General features: G+C 70.6%; 17 protein-coding genes. 9 read left to right on the forward strand and 8 right to left on the reverse strand.

The features are described 5' to 3' along the window. Positions 1-107 precede the first annotated feature (107 nt). The 4 genes from ACIQBL_RS46360 to ACIQBL_RS46375 form a co-directional block, all read right to left on the reverse strand. A complete protein-coding gene (locus tag ACIQBL_RS46360) occupies positions 108-1,553 on the reverse strand; it encodes an ATP-binding protein (RefSeq protein ID WP_401954654.1) in 1,446 nt (481 codons plus the stop codon). After that, positions 1,554-2,330 carry a response regulator transcription factor gene (locus tag ACIQBL_RS46365; protein WP_401954657.1) on the reverse strand — a complete coding sequence of 259 codons (777 nt, stop codon included), beginning with the start codon at positions 2,328-2,330 and terminating at the stop codon, positions 1,554-1,556. It lies immediately after the preceding gene. A 195-nt stretch (positions 2,331-2,525) separates the two neighbouring features. After that, positions 2,526-3,122 (reverse strand): FMN reductase, encoded by a 597-nt coding sequence (locus ACIQBL_RS46370; RefSeq protein WP_401954660.1) that lies wholly within the window; start codon positions 3,120-3,122, stop codon positions 2,526-2,528. Next, entirely contained in the window at positions 3,119-4,219 is a 1,101-nt protein-coding gene (locus ACIQBL_RS46375; protein WP_401954663.1) for an LLM class flavin-dependent oxidoreductase, read from the reverse strand. Before ACIQBL_RS46375 ends, ACIQBL_RS46370 begins: the two co-directional genes overlap by 4 nt. A 127-nt stretch (positions 4,220-4,346) precedes the next feature. Here ACIQBL_RS46375 and ACIQBL_RS46380 point away from each other — a divergent pair, with 127 nt between their 5' ends. From ACIQBL_RS46380 to ACIQBL_RS46390, 3 genes are all read left to right on the forward strand, one after another. Then, on the forward strand, positions 4,347-5,171 hold the full coding sequence (locus ACIQBL_RS46380) for a DUF6597 domain-containing transcriptional factor (protein ID WP_401954666.1): 825 nt from the start codon (positions 4,347-4,349) through the stop codon (positions 5,169-5,171). Positions 5,172-5,274: 103 nt separating this feature from the next. Continuing rightward, positions 5,275-6,441, forward strand: a complete 1,167-nt coding sequence (locus tag ACIQBL_RS46385) for a sensor histidine kinase (RefSeq protein ID WP_401954669.1) — start codon at positions 5,275-5,277, stop codon at positions 6,439-6,441. Next, positions 6,438-7,184, forward strand: a complete 747-nt coding sequence (locus ACIQBL_RS46390) for a response regulator (protein ID WP_401954671.1) — start codon at positions 6,438-6,440, stop codon at positions 7,182-7,184. Before ACIQBL_RS46385 ends, ACIQBL_RS46390 begins: the two co-directional genes overlap by 4 nt. Here the strand turns inward: ACIQBL_RS46390 and ACIQBL_RS46395 are convergent. From ACIQBL_RS46395 to ACIQBL_RS46405, 3 genes are all read right to left on the reverse strand, one after another. Beyond that, positions 7,153-7,710, reverse strand: a complete 558-nt coding sequence (locus tag ACIQBL_RS46395; RefSeq protein WP_401954673.1) for a hypothetical protein — start codon at positions 7,708-7,710, stop codon at positions 7,153-7,155. The genes ACIQBL_RS46390 and ACIQBL_RS46395 overlap by 32 nt on opposite strands. A 192-nt stretch (positions 7,711-7,902) precedes the next feature. Next, a complete protein-coding gene (locus ACIQBL_RS46400; protein WP_401954813.1) occupies positions 7,903-8,196 on the reverse strand; it encodes a hypothetical protein in 294 nt (97 codons plus the stop codon). 90 nt (positions 8,197-8,286) lie between these two features. Continuing rightward, positions 8,287-8,799, reverse strand: a complete 513-nt coding sequence (locus ACIQBL_RS46405) for a hypothetical protein (protein WP_401954676.1) — start codon at positions 8,797-8,799, stop codon at positions 8,287-8,289. Between the two features lie 171 nt (positions 8,800-8,970). Between ACIQBL_RS46405 and ACIQBL_RS46410 the strand changes: the two genes are divergently transcribed. From ACIQBL_RS46410 to ACIQBL_RS46420, 3 genes are all read left to right on the forward strand, one after another. Then, complete coding sequence (locus tag ACIQBL_RS46410; RefSeq protein WP_401954679.1) at positions 8,971-9,309, forward strand: YnfA family protein; 339 nt, start codon at positions 8,971-8,973, stop codon at positions 9,307-9,309. A 98-nt stretch (positions 9,310-9,407) separates the two neighbouring features. Next, on the forward strand, positions 9,408-10,184 hold the full coding sequence (locus tag ACIQBL_RS46415; protein WP_401954682.1) for an SDR family NAD(P)-dependent oxidoreductase: 777 nt from the start codon (positions 9,408-9,410) through the stop codon (positions 10,182-10,184). Further along, positions 10,184-10,369, forward strand: a complete 186-nt coding sequence (locus ACIQBL_RS46420; RefSeq protein WP_401954685.1) for a hypothetical protein — start codon at positions 10,184-10,186, stop codon at positions 10,367-10,369. Before ACIQBL_RS46415 ends, ACIQBL_RS46420 begins: the two co-directional genes overlap by 1 nt. A gap of 43 nt (positions 10,370-10,412) precedes the next feature. Here the strand turns inward: ACIQBL_RS46420 and ACIQBL_RS46425 are convergent, their stop codons facing one another. After that, a complete protein-coding gene (locus ACIQBL_RS46425; RefSeq protein ID WP_401954688.1) occupies positions 10,413-11,606 on the reverse strand; it encodes an RtcB family protein in 1,194 nt (397 codons plus the stop codon). A gap of 276 nt (positions 11,607-11,882) precedes the next feature. Between ACIQBL_RS46425 and ACIQBL_RS46430 the strand changes: the two genes are divergently transcribed. The 3 genes from ACIQBL_RS46430 (at position 11,883) to ACIQBL_RS46440 (ending at position 15,229) form a co-directional block, all read left to right on the forward strand. Further along, positions 11,883-12,719 (forward strand): DUF3558 domain-containing protein, encoded by an 837-nt coding sequence (locus tag ACIQBL_RS46430; protein WP_401954690.1) that lies wholly within the window; start codon positions 11,883-11,885, stop codon positions 12,717-12,719. Between the two features lie 118 nt (positions 12,720-12,837). Further along, positions 12,838-13,719 carry a DUF3558 domain-containing protein gene (locus ACIQBL_RS46435; protein WP_401954693.1) on the forward strand — a complete coding sequence of 294 codons (882 nt, stop codon included), beginning with the start codon at positions 12,838-12,840 and terminating at the stop codon, positions 13,717-13,719. A gap of 193 nt (positions 13,720-13,912) precedes the next feature. After that, positions 13,913-15,229 (forward strand): DUF2637 domain-containing protein, encoded by a 1,317-nt coding sequence (locus tag ACIQBL_RS46440; RefSeq protein ID WP_401954816.1) that lies wholly within the window; start codon positions 13,913-13,915, stop codon positions 15,227-15,229. Positions 15,230-15,363: the final 134 nt, after the last annotated feature.

Genomic DNA, 15,363 nt, shown 5'->3' on the forward strand with positions numbered 1-15,363 from the left:
CTCCGCCCCCCACCCCCTCTCCAAAAAAATGTGACACTCACCCACCCAAGTGTCACATTTTCCCGGACACCCTCCCCTCCCCGAACCCGAGCCCGAGCCCGAACCCGTCAGCCCCGGCCGCGTGGCCCGGTTCCCGGCCCGGTCACACCGCCCACAGTGAAGCCGATCACCGACCCGCCGCCGTCCCGCCGTAGCGCGAACGGCGCGCCGCCGTGGGCCAGGGACACCTCGCGGACGATCGAGAGGCCCAGCCCCGAGCCGGGGAGGGAGCGGGCGTCGGCCGCGCGGTAGAAGCGGTCGAAGATGCGGAAGAGGTCGGTTTCGGAGACTCCGGGACCCCGGTCGAGTACTTCGACGCGGACCGTGCCGGGCCGGGCCGGGCCGGAGACCGCGATCTCGATGGGGGTCTGGCCCGCGCGGTCGAACTTGGCCGCGTTCTCCACGAGGTTGGAGATCGCGCGCTGGAGCATGCCAGGGCGGCCGTCGGTCGTGGTGTCGCCGCTCGCCCGGACGACGATGTCGCGTCCGGTGCGGCGGCGGGCCAGGCCCGCGACGTCCTCGGCGATGTCGGCGAGATCGACCTGCTGGGGCGGTTCGGTGTCGGACTGGCCGGCCGCCAGGTCCACCAACTCGTTGACCAGGTCGGTGAGTTCGCGGGCCTCCTGGGAGAGGTCGGCGACCAGTTCCTCACGGGTGCCGGGCGGCAGTTCGTCCATGCGGCGCAGCAGGGAGATGTTGGTACGGAGCGAGGTCAGCGGGGTGCGGAGTTCGTGGCCGGCGTCCTGGATCAGGCGGCGCTGGTCCTCCTCCGACTGCGCGAGCCGGCCGAGCATCCGGTCGAAGGCGCGGCCCAGGCGGCCCACCTCGTCGTAGCCGGTGACGGGGACCTGGACGCCGAGCCGGCGGGTGCGGGCCACGTCCTCGGCCGCCGCGGTGAGGATGATGAGGCGCCGCGTGATGCGCCGGGCCAGCCACCAGCCGCACAGACCGGCGAGTACGACCACGGCCGCCATCAGCACGAACGTCCGCTGCTGCAACGCCCGCAGCAGATCCTCGGTGTCGCTGAACTCCTGCGCGACCTGCACCGCACCCCGTCCGTCGCCGAGCGAGACGGTCGCGATGCGGTACACGTCCGAGGCGACGGCGACGTCCTTGTGCTCCACCGTCTTCCCGGCCACCCTGTCGCCCGCGACCGCCCGGTCGTCGCCGCTGACGGGCAGCGCCGGGCTGCCGCTGTCGAGGACGGCGCCGTCCCGCCCGAGCACCTGTACGTCCGTACGGGCGGGCCGCACGATGTCGTGTCCTGGCGCGGAGGAGGAGAAGTCGTCGGGCGTCATCTGGTGCGTCCGCACCTCGTCCTGGAGATCCTGTACGACCTGGTCGAACACGGACTCCTGGTCGACGCGGACCAGGCGGGCAGCCGCGCTGTACGACAGGACGCCGACGAGGAGGGTGACGGCGGCGGTCACGGCCGCGAAGGACAGGACGAACGTGGTGCGGAGCGAGACCAGTCTGGGTCGCCGGGTGGCCACCAGCCGCCGCAGGCGGCCCACTCAGTCCTCCCGCAGCACGTAACCCACGCCACGCACCGTGTGGATCAGCTGCGGTGCGCCGGGCTCATCGAGCTTGCGGCGCAGATAGCCGACGTAGACGGCGAGGTTCTTGGAGCCGGGGCCGAAGTCGTAGCCCCAGATGCGGTCGTAGATCGTGGAGTGGTCGAGGACGATGCCCGCGTTGCGGACGAGCAGTTCGAGAAGCTCGAACTCGGTCCTGGTCAGCTCCAGTTCGCGGTCCCCGCGCCAGACGCGGCGGGCCTGGAGGTCCATGCGCAGACCGGCCGCCGAGATCTGCCGGTCGGTGGAGGAGGCGGCGGCGGAGAGGAAGGAGGACGATGACGTCCCCGTGTGGGGTTCGTCCCTCAGGGCGTCCGCGGCGGTGCCGGCGACGCCGTTGGCCGGGACCGGGCTGGTGCGGCGGAGCAGGGCGCGCAGCCTCGCGAAGACCTCTTCGACGTCGAAGGGCTTCACCACGTAGTCGTCGGCGCCCGCGTCCAGGCCCGCGATCCTGTCGGCGGTCTCCACGAGGGCGGTCAGCATCAGGATCGGGGTGCGGTCGCCCTCGGCGCGCAGCACCCGGCAGACCTGGAGGCCGTCGATGCCGGGCATCATGACGTCGAGGAGCAGCACGTCCGGTGGGGTGCGGTGGGCCTGCGCGAGCGCCTCGACACCGTCGGCGACCGCGGTCACCTGGTAGCCCTCCAGGCTCAGGGCCCGCTCCAGGGCATGACGGATGGCACGGTCGTCTTCGGCGAGCAGCACAGTCTGGGGCACGCCACCCAGTGTGCCAAGGCCTCCGGCGGTTGACCGGTGGGGGCAGGTCTACGATCACCCTTTTTACCTGGCTCTCACCGAGGTGGGCGCAACCCGGGGTGTCCTCCTACCGTCTTCTCACGGTCGGGTGCGGCGGGGTACCTGCCTGGGGGCTGCGCCCCCAGACCCCCCTTCGGCCCTGAAGGGGCCTCGTCCTCAGACGCCGGACGGGCTGATATTCAGTGCCGCCAATTGGTCCGTGAACGGTACGACCGTCGGCTTGCTCGCCGGGCGCCCTGGCGACAGGCCCGCCATCAGGCCCGCCAACTCCCCCGCCGCCCGCTCGATCCGCTCCGGCAGCCCCTCCGCACCCCAGTCCTCCGAGGCGGCGTACACCCCGGTCGGGACGACCACGGCGCGCAGGTACGCGAAGAGCGGGCGCAGGGCGTGTTCCAGTACCAGGGAGTGGCGCGCGCTGCCGCCCGTCGCCGCGATCAGTACCGGCTTTCCGACGAGCGCGTCCTTGTCGAGGACGTCGAAGAACGACTTGAAGAGTCCGCTGTACGACGCGGAGAACACCGGCGTGACGGCGATCAGGCCGTCGGCCCGCGTCACCGCGTCGAGGGCTTCCGCGAGCTTTCTTCCAGGGAAGCCGTTGGTGAGGTTGTGGGCTATGTCGACGGCCAGGTCGCGCAGCTCCACGACCTGGATGTCGACAGGGGTCTGCCGGTCCACCGCCGCCGCCAGCCGGTCGGCCAGCAGCCTCGTGGACGACGGCACGCTCAGCCCCGCCGAGACGACTACGAGCTTCATGCGACGGTCACCCCTTCCGATGCGGCGGCCTTGGCTGCCTTGAGCGACTCGTGCGTCGGCGCCTCCGGCACGTCCTCCGGGCGGTTCACCGCGAACTCCTTGCGCAGGACCGGTACGACCTCCTCGCCCAGCAGGTCGAGCTGCTCCAGGACCGTCTTCAGCGGCAGCCCGGCGTGGTCCAGCAGGAACAGCTGGCGCTGGTAGTCACCGGCGTAGTCCCGGAACGCGAGGGTCTTCTCGATGACCTCCTGCGGGGAGCCGACGGTCAGCGGGGTCTGGTCGGTGAAGTCCTCCAGGGAGGGCCCGTGGCCGTAGACCGGCGCGTTGTCGAAGTACGGGCGGAATTCCTTGACCGCGTCCTGGGAGTTCTTGCGCATGAAGACCTGGCCGCCGAGCCCGACGATCGCCTGCTCCGCCGTGCCGTGGCCGTAGTGCGCGTACCGCTCCCGGTACAGCTCGACCATCCGCTTGGTGTGGTCGGCCGGCCAGAAGATGTTGTTGTGGAAGAACCCGTCGCCGTAGTAGGCCGCCTGTTCAGCGATCTCGGGGCTGCGGATCGAGCCGTGCCAGACGAACGGCGCCACGCCGTCCAGCGGGCGGGGCGTGGACGTGAAGCCCTGGAGCGGGGAGCGGAACTTGCCCTCCCAGTTCACGACGTCCTCGCGCCACAGCCTGCGCAGCAGGGCGTAGTTCTCGATGGCGAGGTTGATGCCCTGGCGGATGTCCTGCCCGAACCAGGGGTACACCGGGCCGGTGTTGCCGCGGCCCATCATCAGGTCGACCCGGCCGTCGGCCAGGTGCTGGAGCATCGCGAAGTCCTCCGCGATCTTCACCGGGTCGTTGGTGGTGATGAGGGTGGTGGAGGTGGAGAGGATCAGCTTCTCGGTCCGCGCCGCGATGAAGCCGAGCATCGTGGTGGGCGACGAGGGCACGAACGGCGGGTTGTGGTGCTCGCCGGTCGCGAAGACGTCGAGCCCGACCTCCTCGGCCTTCAGCGCGATGGCGACCATGGCCTTGATGCGCTCACGCTCGGTCGGCGTCCGTCCGGTGGTCGGGTCCGGTGTGACGTCGCCGACGCTGAAGATCCCGAACTGCATGGTCGTTCACCCTCCAGGTTGTTGATTATTCAACTATACCCCCCAACGGCCACCCCGCCGCACATATTCCACAGACCGGGGACGCCGTCTTCCGTCCGCTGTCAGTGGCTCGTCCTACGATCCCGACATGGCCGCCCCACGCCCCAGCGCCTCCGGAGAAGCCGACGACACCCGAGGAATCGTCGACCCCGCGGAACTCCTCGCCCGCGTGCGCTTCCGCCGCCCCGGACCCGCCGAGCCGCTGCGCCCGTACGTCGAGCACTACTGGCTGATCGACTGGGACCTGACCGAGCCCTACGTGTCCCACGTCGTCCCGCACCCGGCCGTGCACATCGTCTTCCAGCGGCTCGCCGGCGAGGACGCCTTCGTCGAGGTCGCGGGCATCCCGCACGGTCTCTTCGCGCAGAAACTGGAGGGGCGCGGGCGCGTGTGCGGGATCAAGTTCCGGCCCGGCGCCTTCCGCACCGCGCTGCCCGAGCGCCCGGTGTCGGAGTGGACCGGGCTGCGGATCCGCCAGCCCGACGTGTTCCCCGGCACCGACCCCGCCACGGTCCTCGACCACGCCGACGACAGCGCCCGCGTCGCCGCCCTGGACACCTTCCTCCTCGCCCTCGACCTCCGCCCCGACCCGCAGGCCGAACTGGCCACCGCCCTGGTCGACCGCATCCGCGGCGACCGCGCCATCCGCCGCGTGACCGACTTCGCCCACGCCGAAGGCCTGTCCGTACGACTGCTGCAGCGCCTCTTCGCCGCGTACGTCGGCGTCGGCCCCAAGTGGGTCATCCTGCGCTACCGCATCCACGAGGCCCTGGAGCGGGCCGGATCCGAGGAGCCCGTGGACTGGGCCGGCCTGGCCGCCGACCTGGGCTATGCCGACCAGGCCCACCTGGTCCGGGACTTCACGGCGACGGTCGGGGTGACACCGACCGCGTACGCCCAGGGCGTGCAGTGACGACGACCTCCCGTTCATCCGGCCTCGTCCAGTGGCCCGGCACCTCCGACGCTCGCGCTGGTAGCTTTCGCAGCGGCCGGACCACAGCGGGAAGAGAGCCACGGTGAACCGAACTCAGGCCGTGACCCGGTGGTTCACGGCGGACAACAACCCCATCCAGGTCTTCGGCACCGTCGCCGGTATCACCGTGGCCGCGTTCGTGGTGCGGCCGGTCGGCTGGTCCGGTACCGGGCTCGCGGTGCTGTGTCTGCTCGTCCTGGTCTCGCTGATGATGTGCACGCGGCTGATTCCCGAGGGGCGGCTCGCGTCCGGGCCGCAGTTCGCGGTGCTGTGCGTCTGGTCGGCCGGGGCCGCCGCGCTGATGGCCCTGGACCGCTCCGGGGCGTCGGCCCTGTTCGCGTACTTCGTGACCGGGCACGCCGGATACCGTCTCGACAGCCGCCGCTCACTGCCCTTCGCCGCGGTCACCAGCGCCCTGTGCGCGGGTGCGCTGCTCCTGCCGTGGGGCGGCCACGGCACCTCGTGGATCGTGGGCGCCTTCACCGGCGTCAGTGTGCTGGTCGGTCTCTCCAACCGGGCCCACACCGAGGCGCTGCGCTCCGCGCGGGCCGCCGCCGAGCAGGCCGAACTGGCCGCACGCGCCGAGGCACGGGCCGAGGCACTCGCCGAGCGGGCCCGGATCGCCCGGGACGTGCACGACGTACTGGCCCACTCGCTGGCCGGGGTGAACATGCAACTGGAGGTCGCCGACGCCCTGTTGGAGTCCGGTGACATCGACCGGGCCCGGCAGGCGGCCCAGCGGGCGCAGAGCCTGGTGCGCTCGGGGCTGACCGAGGTGCAGCGCACGGTCGGGGACCTGCGCGAGGACGCGCTGCCGCTGGTGGAGACGCTGCGGTCACTGCTCGCGTCCGCGTCCGACGCCGGTACGCTGACGGTCGACGGGCCACCGCGTGAACTGCCCGTCCGCCTCGCCCAGGTGATCGTGCGCTGCGCCCAGGAGGCGCTGACCAACGCGCACAAGTACGCGCCCGGCGCCCAGGTCCGCATGCGCCTGGAGCACCTGGAGCACCTCCCGGACGAGACCGTCTTCGAGGTGGTGAACTCCGCGCCGCCGCAGGGCTCGCGGCCGTTGGCGGACGCGGGGAGCGGGATGGGGCTTGTCGGGATGCGCGAGCGCCTCGATCTGGTGGGCGGCACGGTCACGGCCGGGCCGATCGTGGACGGCGACGATGCGGGAGGATGGCGAGTGCGCGTGGTGATCCCGGGATGAGCGACGAGCGACAGCGGCACGGCGAGCGGCAGGCCGCCGTACGAGACGAGCAGCAGGCCGCCGTACGGGACGAGCGGCAGCCCGTCGTACGGGTGGTGGTGGCCGACGACCAGACCGCCGTCCGTGAGGCGCTGGCGACCGTACTGGATCTGCAGCCCGGTGTGGAGGTCGTGGCGACGGCGAAGGACGGCGGGGAGGCCGTGCGGGCCGCCGAGGAGCACGCGCCCGACGTGATCCTGATGGATCTCAACATGCCGCGGATGGACGGGGTGGAGGCCACCCGGCTGCTCGCGGAGCGCTTCCCGCAGGTCGCCGTCGTGGTGCTCACCACCTTCGCCGACGAGGAGTACATCCTCGCCGCGCTCGGCGCCGGCGCCCGCGGCTACCTCACCAAGGAGTCCGGCCGGCAGGACATCACCCGCGCGGTACGGGCCGCGGCGGCCGGGCAGTCCGTGCTCGACCCCGCCGTACGGGACCGGCTCGTCGCCGCCGCCGCGCGGGGCGGGACCCCCGCCGAGCGGCCGGGCACGGGACTCGCCCCGGACCTCACACCCCGGGAGGTCGAGGTGCTCACACTGATCGGCGAGGGCCTCACCAACCGGGGGATCGCCGAGCGGCTGGTGGTGAGCGAGGCGACGGTGAAGACGCATATCAACAACCTCTTCTCCAAGGCGCATCTGCGGGACCGGGCACATGCCGTGAAGTACGCGTTCATCCACGGACTGGTGAAGACCCCCGGGTGAGGGCGTCGCCGTGGGCCCCGGCCGGTGCCAGCAGGCGCACACGGGCCAGCAGCAGGAACACCCGGGTGAGGACCATGGCCAGCGCCATGATGACGAAGAACGGCGCGATGGCGTCCTGCACTATGTGGTGCTCCGCCATGAACGTGCCGAGGTGGTCGCGGAACCAGGTGTTGTGCTCGGCGAGGTAGATGAAGGCGACGCGCAGGGCGACCACCGCCGTCCAGATCGCCACGAACCCCGCGCCGCACCGGGTGTGGACCTTGCCCGAGACCGGGTCCCGCTCCACGCCGGTGGTGAGGGTGGCGACGACACCGCAGGCCAGTCCGATCGCGGCGCCCACCAGATAGACGACCACGTCGACGGTCTGGGTGGGCGTCCCCTTCAGATAGAAGTAGCCGACCGCGGACACCGTGCCGATCGGCATCAGCACCTTGTGCAGGTCGTACTTCCGGCGCCCGTACTGCGTCAGCATCATCACCGCGAAGATGCCCCCGCTGATCGCCAGCGCCTGCTCCATGTCCGTCATGACGTCGCACTCCTCGGTTTCCGGCGGTCTTCCCGCCGCGCGTTTTCCTGAGTGCGACTCTCCCGCCGACGCCGGAAAAGCTCCCGGACCCACGGGTGGAAATCCGGGTGGAGATCGAAGGTGGAGCCTGCCCCCTAGAAGCACCCCCAGGGGCAGCGCGCGGGCGCTGCGCCGGGGACGACCAGGAGAAGGTCACCCGTCCACGTCCCCCGCGCGCAGACGCGCGGTCTGCCGCGCGCTGAACTCCCTCGTACGCCTCATGTGGTCGACGATCACGGCCAGTTGGGAGTCGTCGAGGTCGTCGAAGAGCGCGAACCAGCCACCGCCGAGCCGGTCCACGAGCCGCGTCGCCGACCCCGTCGTCAGCCCGGTCAGCTCGGCGATCCGGCCCGTGGTCACCGGCCCGGCCTCCAGCGTGAGCAGGTTCAGGCACTGCAGATCGGTGGGGTGCAGCCCGAGCCGGTCGGCGACGGCCTGGTTGAACAGGGCGTACGACGCGGTCGCGGTCTCGGGCGTGGCTCCGCGGTACTACGGGTGTGGCTCAGAAGTAGTAGGTGTCGCTACTACGGGTGTGGCTCAGAAGTAGTAGGTGTCGCTGGTGTCGAGGACGAGCACCCGCTGCTGGTCGTTGGCCCGGTTCCCGTCCACCGCGCCCCCGCCCCACACGGTGTCCAGCTCCAGCAGCACCTCGGAGGGCGCGCCGGCCAGCCGTACCCGCAGCTCGATCCGCTCGCCCGCCTCGTCCGCGGCCAGCGCCCCCGTCCGGCACACCACCACCCGCTCCCCCGACCGCGCACACCCCTCCGGCAGCGTCTGCCGGTCCGCGAGCGGCTTCGACCAGCGCAGCCGTACGGTCGCGTCGGGGATCGCGGACGGCCCGTGGTTGCGCGGGGTGAACCGCACGTCGAACCGGCCCGCGGTCATGGCGGCCGAGCCGTGATAGGCGAGATCCGCCTCCGGACCGGAGAGATCGGCGTGACCGGGAGCCGCGCCCGTCACCGCCAGCGCGCTGCCCGCCACGGCCAGAACCCGTAGAAGCCCCAGTAGCCCCAGTAGCCGTAGAACCCGTAGTACTCGTAGAACCCGCATGCCGTCCACTCCTCAGTACGCCCAGTACGCCCAGTACGCCCAGTACGCCCAGTACGCCCAGTACGCCCGTACAACCCGTACACCGCCACCGTGGTCGTACGGATGTATCCCACGCGCGGCGCCCGACAGGCGCCGTCCATCAGGTGACACCCGTGTGATGGGGTGGCGGTCATGCTCGTTCTCCGCTCCGCAGCCCTTTTCCTCGTCGCCGCCGTCTTCGAGATCGGCGGCGCCTGGCTGGTCTGGCAGGGGGTGCGCGAACACCGCGGCTGGCTGTGGATCGGCGGCGGGGTCATGGCCCTCGGCGTGTACGGCTTCGTCGCCACCTTCCAGCCCGACGCCCACTTCGGCCGCATCCTCGCGGCGTACGGCGGGATCTTCGTCGCCGGTTCGCTGGCCTGGGGCGCGGTCGCGGACGGCTACCGGCCCGACCGCTGGGACGTCACCGGCGCCCTGATCTGCCTGGCCGGGATGGCCGTGATCATGTGGGCGCCGCGCAACGGCGGCTGAGCCACCTCGATACCCTGGCAGCGGTAAGTCGTACGAGACGTCGGAGACCAAGCCGTACGAGACGTCTGAGACATCGCACCGTCCTGAGGAGCAGCCCCATGGCCACCGCCGCACCGTCCGCCGCCTCCCGTATCGCGGTCGTCACCGGGGCCAGCGGCGGGATCGGCGCCGCCACCGCCCGGCAGCTCGCCTCGGCCGGCTACCGCGTCGTCCTCACCGCCCGCCGCAAGGACCGCATCGAGGCACTCGCCGAGGAGATCAACAAGGCGGGCCACAAGGCGACGGCGTACGAACTCGACGTCACCGACCGCGGTGCCGTCGACGAGTTCGCGACCGCCTTCAAGACGATCGGCGTCCTGGTCAACAACGCGGGCGGCGCACTCGGCGCCGACCCGGTCGCGACCGGTGACCCCGCCGACTGGCGCACGATGTACGAGACGAACGTCCTCGGCACCCTGAACATCACCCAGGCCCTCCTCCCCGCCCTCACCGCGAGCGGCGACGGCACGGTCGTGGTCGTCTCCTCCACGGCCGGCCACGGCACGTACGAGGGCGGCGCGGGCTATGTCGCCGCCAAGCACGGCGCCCACGTCCTCGCCGAGACGCTGCGCCTGGAGATCGTCGGCACCCCGGTCCGGGTCATCGAGGTCGCGCCCGGCATGGTCAGGACGGACGAGTTCGCGCTGACCCGCTTCGGCGGCGACGCGGAGAAGGCGGCGAAGGTCTACGAGGGCGTCGCCGAGCCCCTCACCGCCGACGACGTCGCCGACACGATCAGCTGGGCGGTCACCCGCCCCAGCCACGTCAACATCGACCTCCTCGTGGTCCGCCCCCGCGCCCAGGCCTCGAACACCAAGGTCCACAGGGAGCTGTGATGCCCGACGAGCAGGAGCGCCCGGACGGCCCCGACAACTCCCAAGAAGCCCTGGACAAGCGCCGGTTGGCCGAGGAGACCAGGAACGAGCGCAAGGTCTGGTACTTCCTCGGCTACTTCCTCTTCGGCATCCACATCGTCGCGTTCGTGATGATCTACGCGGTGACACACGCGCCGAACAAGTAGGGGTGGCTTGCTCCGTGCCGCTCCGCTGCCCGGCCCTCCTGCGTCAACCCTTCACGCACACAACCTGCTTCAGCTTCGCCACGACCTCCACCAAGTCCCGCTGCTGATCGATGACCTGCTCGATCGGCTTGTACGCGCCCGGGATCTCGTCCACGACACCGGAGTCCTTACGGCACTCCACGCCCCGCGTCTGCTCCTCCAGGTCCTTCGTCGAGAAGCGACGCTTGGCCGCGGTACGGCTCATGCGCCGACCGGCGCCGTGCGACGCGGAGTTGAAGGACTTCTCGTTGCCGAGGCCCTTCACGATGTACGAACCGGTGCCCATCGAACCCGGGATGATCCCGTACTCGCCGGAGCCGGCCCGGATCGCCCCCTTACGGGTGACCAGCAGGTCCATGCCCTCGTACCGCTCCTCGCTCACATAGTTGTGGTGGCAGGAGATCTCCGGCTCGAAGGTCGGCTTCGCCTTCTTGAACTCCTTGCGGACCACGTCCTTCAGGAGCGCCATCATGATCGTGCGGTTGTACTTCGCGTACTCCTGCGCCCAGAACAGGTCGTTGCGGTACGCCGCCATCTGCGGGGTGTCCGCGATGAAGACGGCGAGGTCACGGTCGACCAGGCCCTGGTTGTGCGGGAGCTTCTGGGCCGTGCCGATGTGGTGCTCGGCCAGCTCCTTGCCGATGTTCCGGGATCCGGAGTGGAGCATGAGCCAGATCGAACCGTCGCCATCTATGCACACTTCGGTGAAGTGGTTGCCGGATCCGAGCGTTCCCATCTGCTTTTGCGCACGCTCATGACGGAATTTGACCGCTTCGGCAACCCCGTCGAACCGCCCCCAGAACTCCTCCCACCCCGCAGTAGCGAACCCGTGCAACCGCCCCGGCTCGACAGGACTGTCGTGCATCCCCCGCCCCACCGGAATCGCCTGCTCGATCTTCGACCGCAGCCGGGACAGATCTCCGGGAAGATCGTTCGCCGTGAGTGACGTCTTCACCGCCGACATCCCGCAGCCGATGTCGACCCCCACCGCCGCGGGACACACCGCACCCCGCATCGCGATGACCGAACCGACCGTCGCGCCCTTCCCGTAGTGCACGTCCGGCATGACCGCCAGGCCCTTGATCCACGGCAGGGTCGCCACGTTGCGCAGCTGCTGGAGCGCGCCCTCCTCGACCGTCGCCGGGTCCGTCCACATGCGGATCGGAACCTTCGCGCCCGGCATCTCCACGTACGACATCTCTTCCTCATTCCCCCGGAATCACATCAAAAGTCATACATCGCAAAACCGGCGCCAAGGTCAACGAAAGGGACAGCGGACCGGCGTCCACGGCTGTGCGTGCGATAGACATTGTCTCCAGGGGGTCCCCCGGTGCGGCAAGCGATTAACCAGCGGGGACACTGGCAGACCCTGGATCGTTCAAGGGGTCGAGGGACACACCTACACACGTCTACACACGTCTACACACGTCTACACACGTCTACACACCGACATACCGTCGAGAGGAGCCCGACCGTGCAGCGGAAGGCGTACGTACCCGGCGCCGCCGCGCTCCTCGTGGCGCTGCTGGCCGGCTGCACGAGCGGCTCGGCCGACAGCGGTACGACGGACGACGCGAACCCCGGTGAGGCCGGTACGGCGACGGCGGTGGCCCAGCCGGGCAAGTACCGCACGCTTCCGGAGCCCTGCGGGGCGGTCGGCCACGGCACGCTGGACTCCCTGCTGCCCGGCGTCAAGCAGATCACGGACGCGGACCAGCGCGAGGCGGCCTACGCGGGCGACGCCACGCTGACGTTCGACACGGACCGCAAGGTGGGCTGCCGTTGGAAGGTGGAGTCCACGGACGCGACCGACCATCTGCTGGTCGACTTCGAGCGGGTGGTGTCCTACGACAACGCCGTGAGCGACGACAGCGAGGCGCAGACGATCTTCGCGACGAAGGAGACGGCGGCGGATCTCCCGGAGCCGACGGCGAGCGCCACGGTGTCGGATTCCGCGTCCGCATCGGCATCGGCATCCGCGTCGGCGTCGGATTCCGCGACGCCTTCCTCCTCCGCCACCTCCTCCTCGTCGTCGTCCGCTTCCGCCTCCGCCTCTCCGTCGCCCACCGGTCTCGAACCCCGCACCCTCTCCGGTCTCGGTGACGAGGCGTTCCTGGACGACGCGTTGAGCAGTTCGGGTTCGACGGCGAAGCAGCGCACGGTGACTGTGGTGTTCCGCACGTCCAACGTCATCGTGACCATCGAGTACGACGAGCAGCCGGCGACGGTCGGCGTGGTGCCGGACAGCCAGAAGATGCAGGACAGGGCGCGGAAACTGGCCGCGCAGCTGGCCGACTCGCTCAACGGTTAGGGCTCCGGGCGGCACCGTTCGCGGCCCCGCGCAAAGGCCGCGAACGGAGACCGCACAGCTGACTCACCGCGTACCGTGGCCCCTCGGACCCGATCCGACGGCAGGAACCACGAGCGTCATGAGTGAAGGAACCATGCATCAACCAGCACAACGAGACCAGAGTGACCAGCAGCGGGCGAAGCGTCTGAGCCGCGTCCTTGTCTGTACGGCCGCCGTCCCGGTGATGCTGATCGCGGCCGGCTGCTCCTCCGACTCCGGCTCCAGTGCCGGGGCGAACAAGGAGAACGCGGGGAGCGGCGATCTGACGGCGACCGCGTCGGCCGCTCCGACGGTGCAGGCGGCGGCGTACAAGAAGCTGCCCGAGCCGTGTGCGGTGCTGTCGAAGAAGACGTTGACCGATCTGGTGCCGAAGGGCGCCACGTCGGGCAAGGAGGGCACCTCGACCGACACCGCGTCGCGCGGCAGCTGCTCCTGGACGAGCCTGGACAACAACGGGGTCAAGGGTTCGCAGTTCCGCTGGCTGAACGTGTCGTTGCTGCGGTTCGACTCGTCGCAGACCCAGGGCGAGGGCGACAAGCTGGCGCACGCGTACTACACGAAGCAGGTGCAGGAGGCGCAGTCCGCCACCGGCGCGAAGAACACCAGGTCGGAGCCGGTCGCGGGTGCGGGCGCCGAGGCGACGGCGGTGCGCTACGACCTGAAGAAGAAGGAAGGCGCCTTCAAGCAGCAGACGGTGGTGGCGCGGGTCGAGAACGTGGTCGTCACGATCGACTACAACGGCGCGGGCCTGGCGGGCGACAAGGCGCCGAGCGCGGACGCGTTGACGAAGGCGGCGGAGAAGGCCGTGAAGGAGGCCGTGGCGGCGGTCACGACGGCCAACGGCACGGGCAGCGGCACTGGCACTGGCACGAGTTCCGCCCCTGTGTCCCCCTCTCCCTCCAAGTCGGCCTCCAAGGCCGCGAGCTCCTCTCCCTCGCCCTCCGCGACGAAGAAGAGCTGACCGTCACATCCGAAACGGATTCGCGCCTCAACGCGCAGGTCAATAGAGCGTTTTGACGGAGCCCGGACCCTTTGGGGACCGGGCTCCTGGCAGACCGGCACCCGGGACGCCGCACACATGTGCCACCCTGTTGCGCGCAACAACATGTAAGGGGAGGGGAGTCCGGGTGTCCGCGCCCATTCAGCTCACACGTATGCACCGGGTGCTCATCGGCGTGGTGGTCTCCGGTGCGGTCGTCATCGCCGGCATCGGCTTCGCCGGTTCGTACGCCGCCGTGCGCGAACTCGCCCTGAAAAAGGGCTTCGGGAACTTCGCGTACGTCTTCCCGATCGGTATCGACGCGGGTATCTGCGTCCTGCTCGCCCTGGACCTGCTCCTGACCTGGATCAGGATCCCCTTCCCGCTGCTGCGCCAGACGGCGTGGCTGCTGACGGTCGCGACGATCGCGTTCAACGGCGCGGCGGCCTGGCCGGACCCGCTGGGTGTCGGTATGCACGCGGTGATCCCGATCCTGTTCGTGGTCTCCGTCGAGGCGGCCCGGCACGCGATCGGCCGGATCGCCGACATCACCGCCGACAAGCACATGGAGGGCGTGCGGCTCACCCGCTGGCTGCTCTCCCCGATCCCGACGTTCCTGCTCTGGCGCCGGATGAAGCTGTGGGAGCTGCGCTCCTACGAGCAGGTCATCAAGCTGGAGCAGGACCGCCTCGTCTACCAGGCCCGCTTGCACTCCCGCTTCGGCCGCGCGTGGCGCCGCAAGGCCCCGGTGGAGTCCATCATGCCGCTGCGTCTGGCCCGCTACGGCGTCCCGCTCGCGGAGACGGCCCCCTCGGGCCTGGCCGCGGCGGGCATCGAGCCCGTACTGCTGCCCCCCGCCCCGCAGTTGGAGCCGGCCCGCGAGCCGGAGCAGCAGACGGCACCCGCGCTGCAGAACACCCCGGCGCCGGTCCGCGAGCAGCTGCCCGCGCCCGTCGCGCAGGAGGCCCCCGGGCAGCCGGGGCCGGAGGACTACCCCGAGCCGCAGAGCCAGTGGCTCCAGGCGCGGGACCCCCAGTCCGTCGCGTACCAGGGCGACTACGACCCGACGTACGACCCGGACGCCGCGTACCGGCAGTGGTACTCGGAGCAGCAGCAGGCGGAGCAGTTCCAGCAGTTCGAGGAGGAACAGCAGCGGTACGAGCAGCGGCAGTTCCCGCAACAGCAGCAGTACGAGGAGCAGCCCGCCCCGGCCCCGGAGCCCTCGCCGGAGGACACGGGTACGTTCCCGATCCCGTCCGGCCCGGGCCGTACCCGCGAGCTGGGTGCGGGCGGCGGCACGGAGCTGACCGAGGAGGACTACTACCTGGTCTTCAAGAAGTCGATAGACGGCAGCTATCCGACCTCGGGCCAGTTCAGGGGTGACGTGGAGGCCACGTACGGCATCACGCTCCCGCAGCGCGAGGCCGACCGCATGGTCAACCGTTTCACCAACCGCCACACGGCGGAACTCCAGGAAGACCACATCGCGTAGAGCGTTTCCGCTACGACGACGGGGGCGGGGCGGGGGGGGGGGGGGCCCGGGGGCCCCCCCCCGGGGGGAAAAGCCGGGGGGGGGGACACCCCCAACCCCCCCCCCCCCCCCACCGCCCCCCCCCCCCCGCGCGG

Source organism: Streptomyces sp. NPDC088350, assembly GCF_044753545.1.
Lineage (GTDB): Bacteria > Actinomycetota > Actinomycetes > Streptomycetales > Streptomycetaceae > Streptomyces.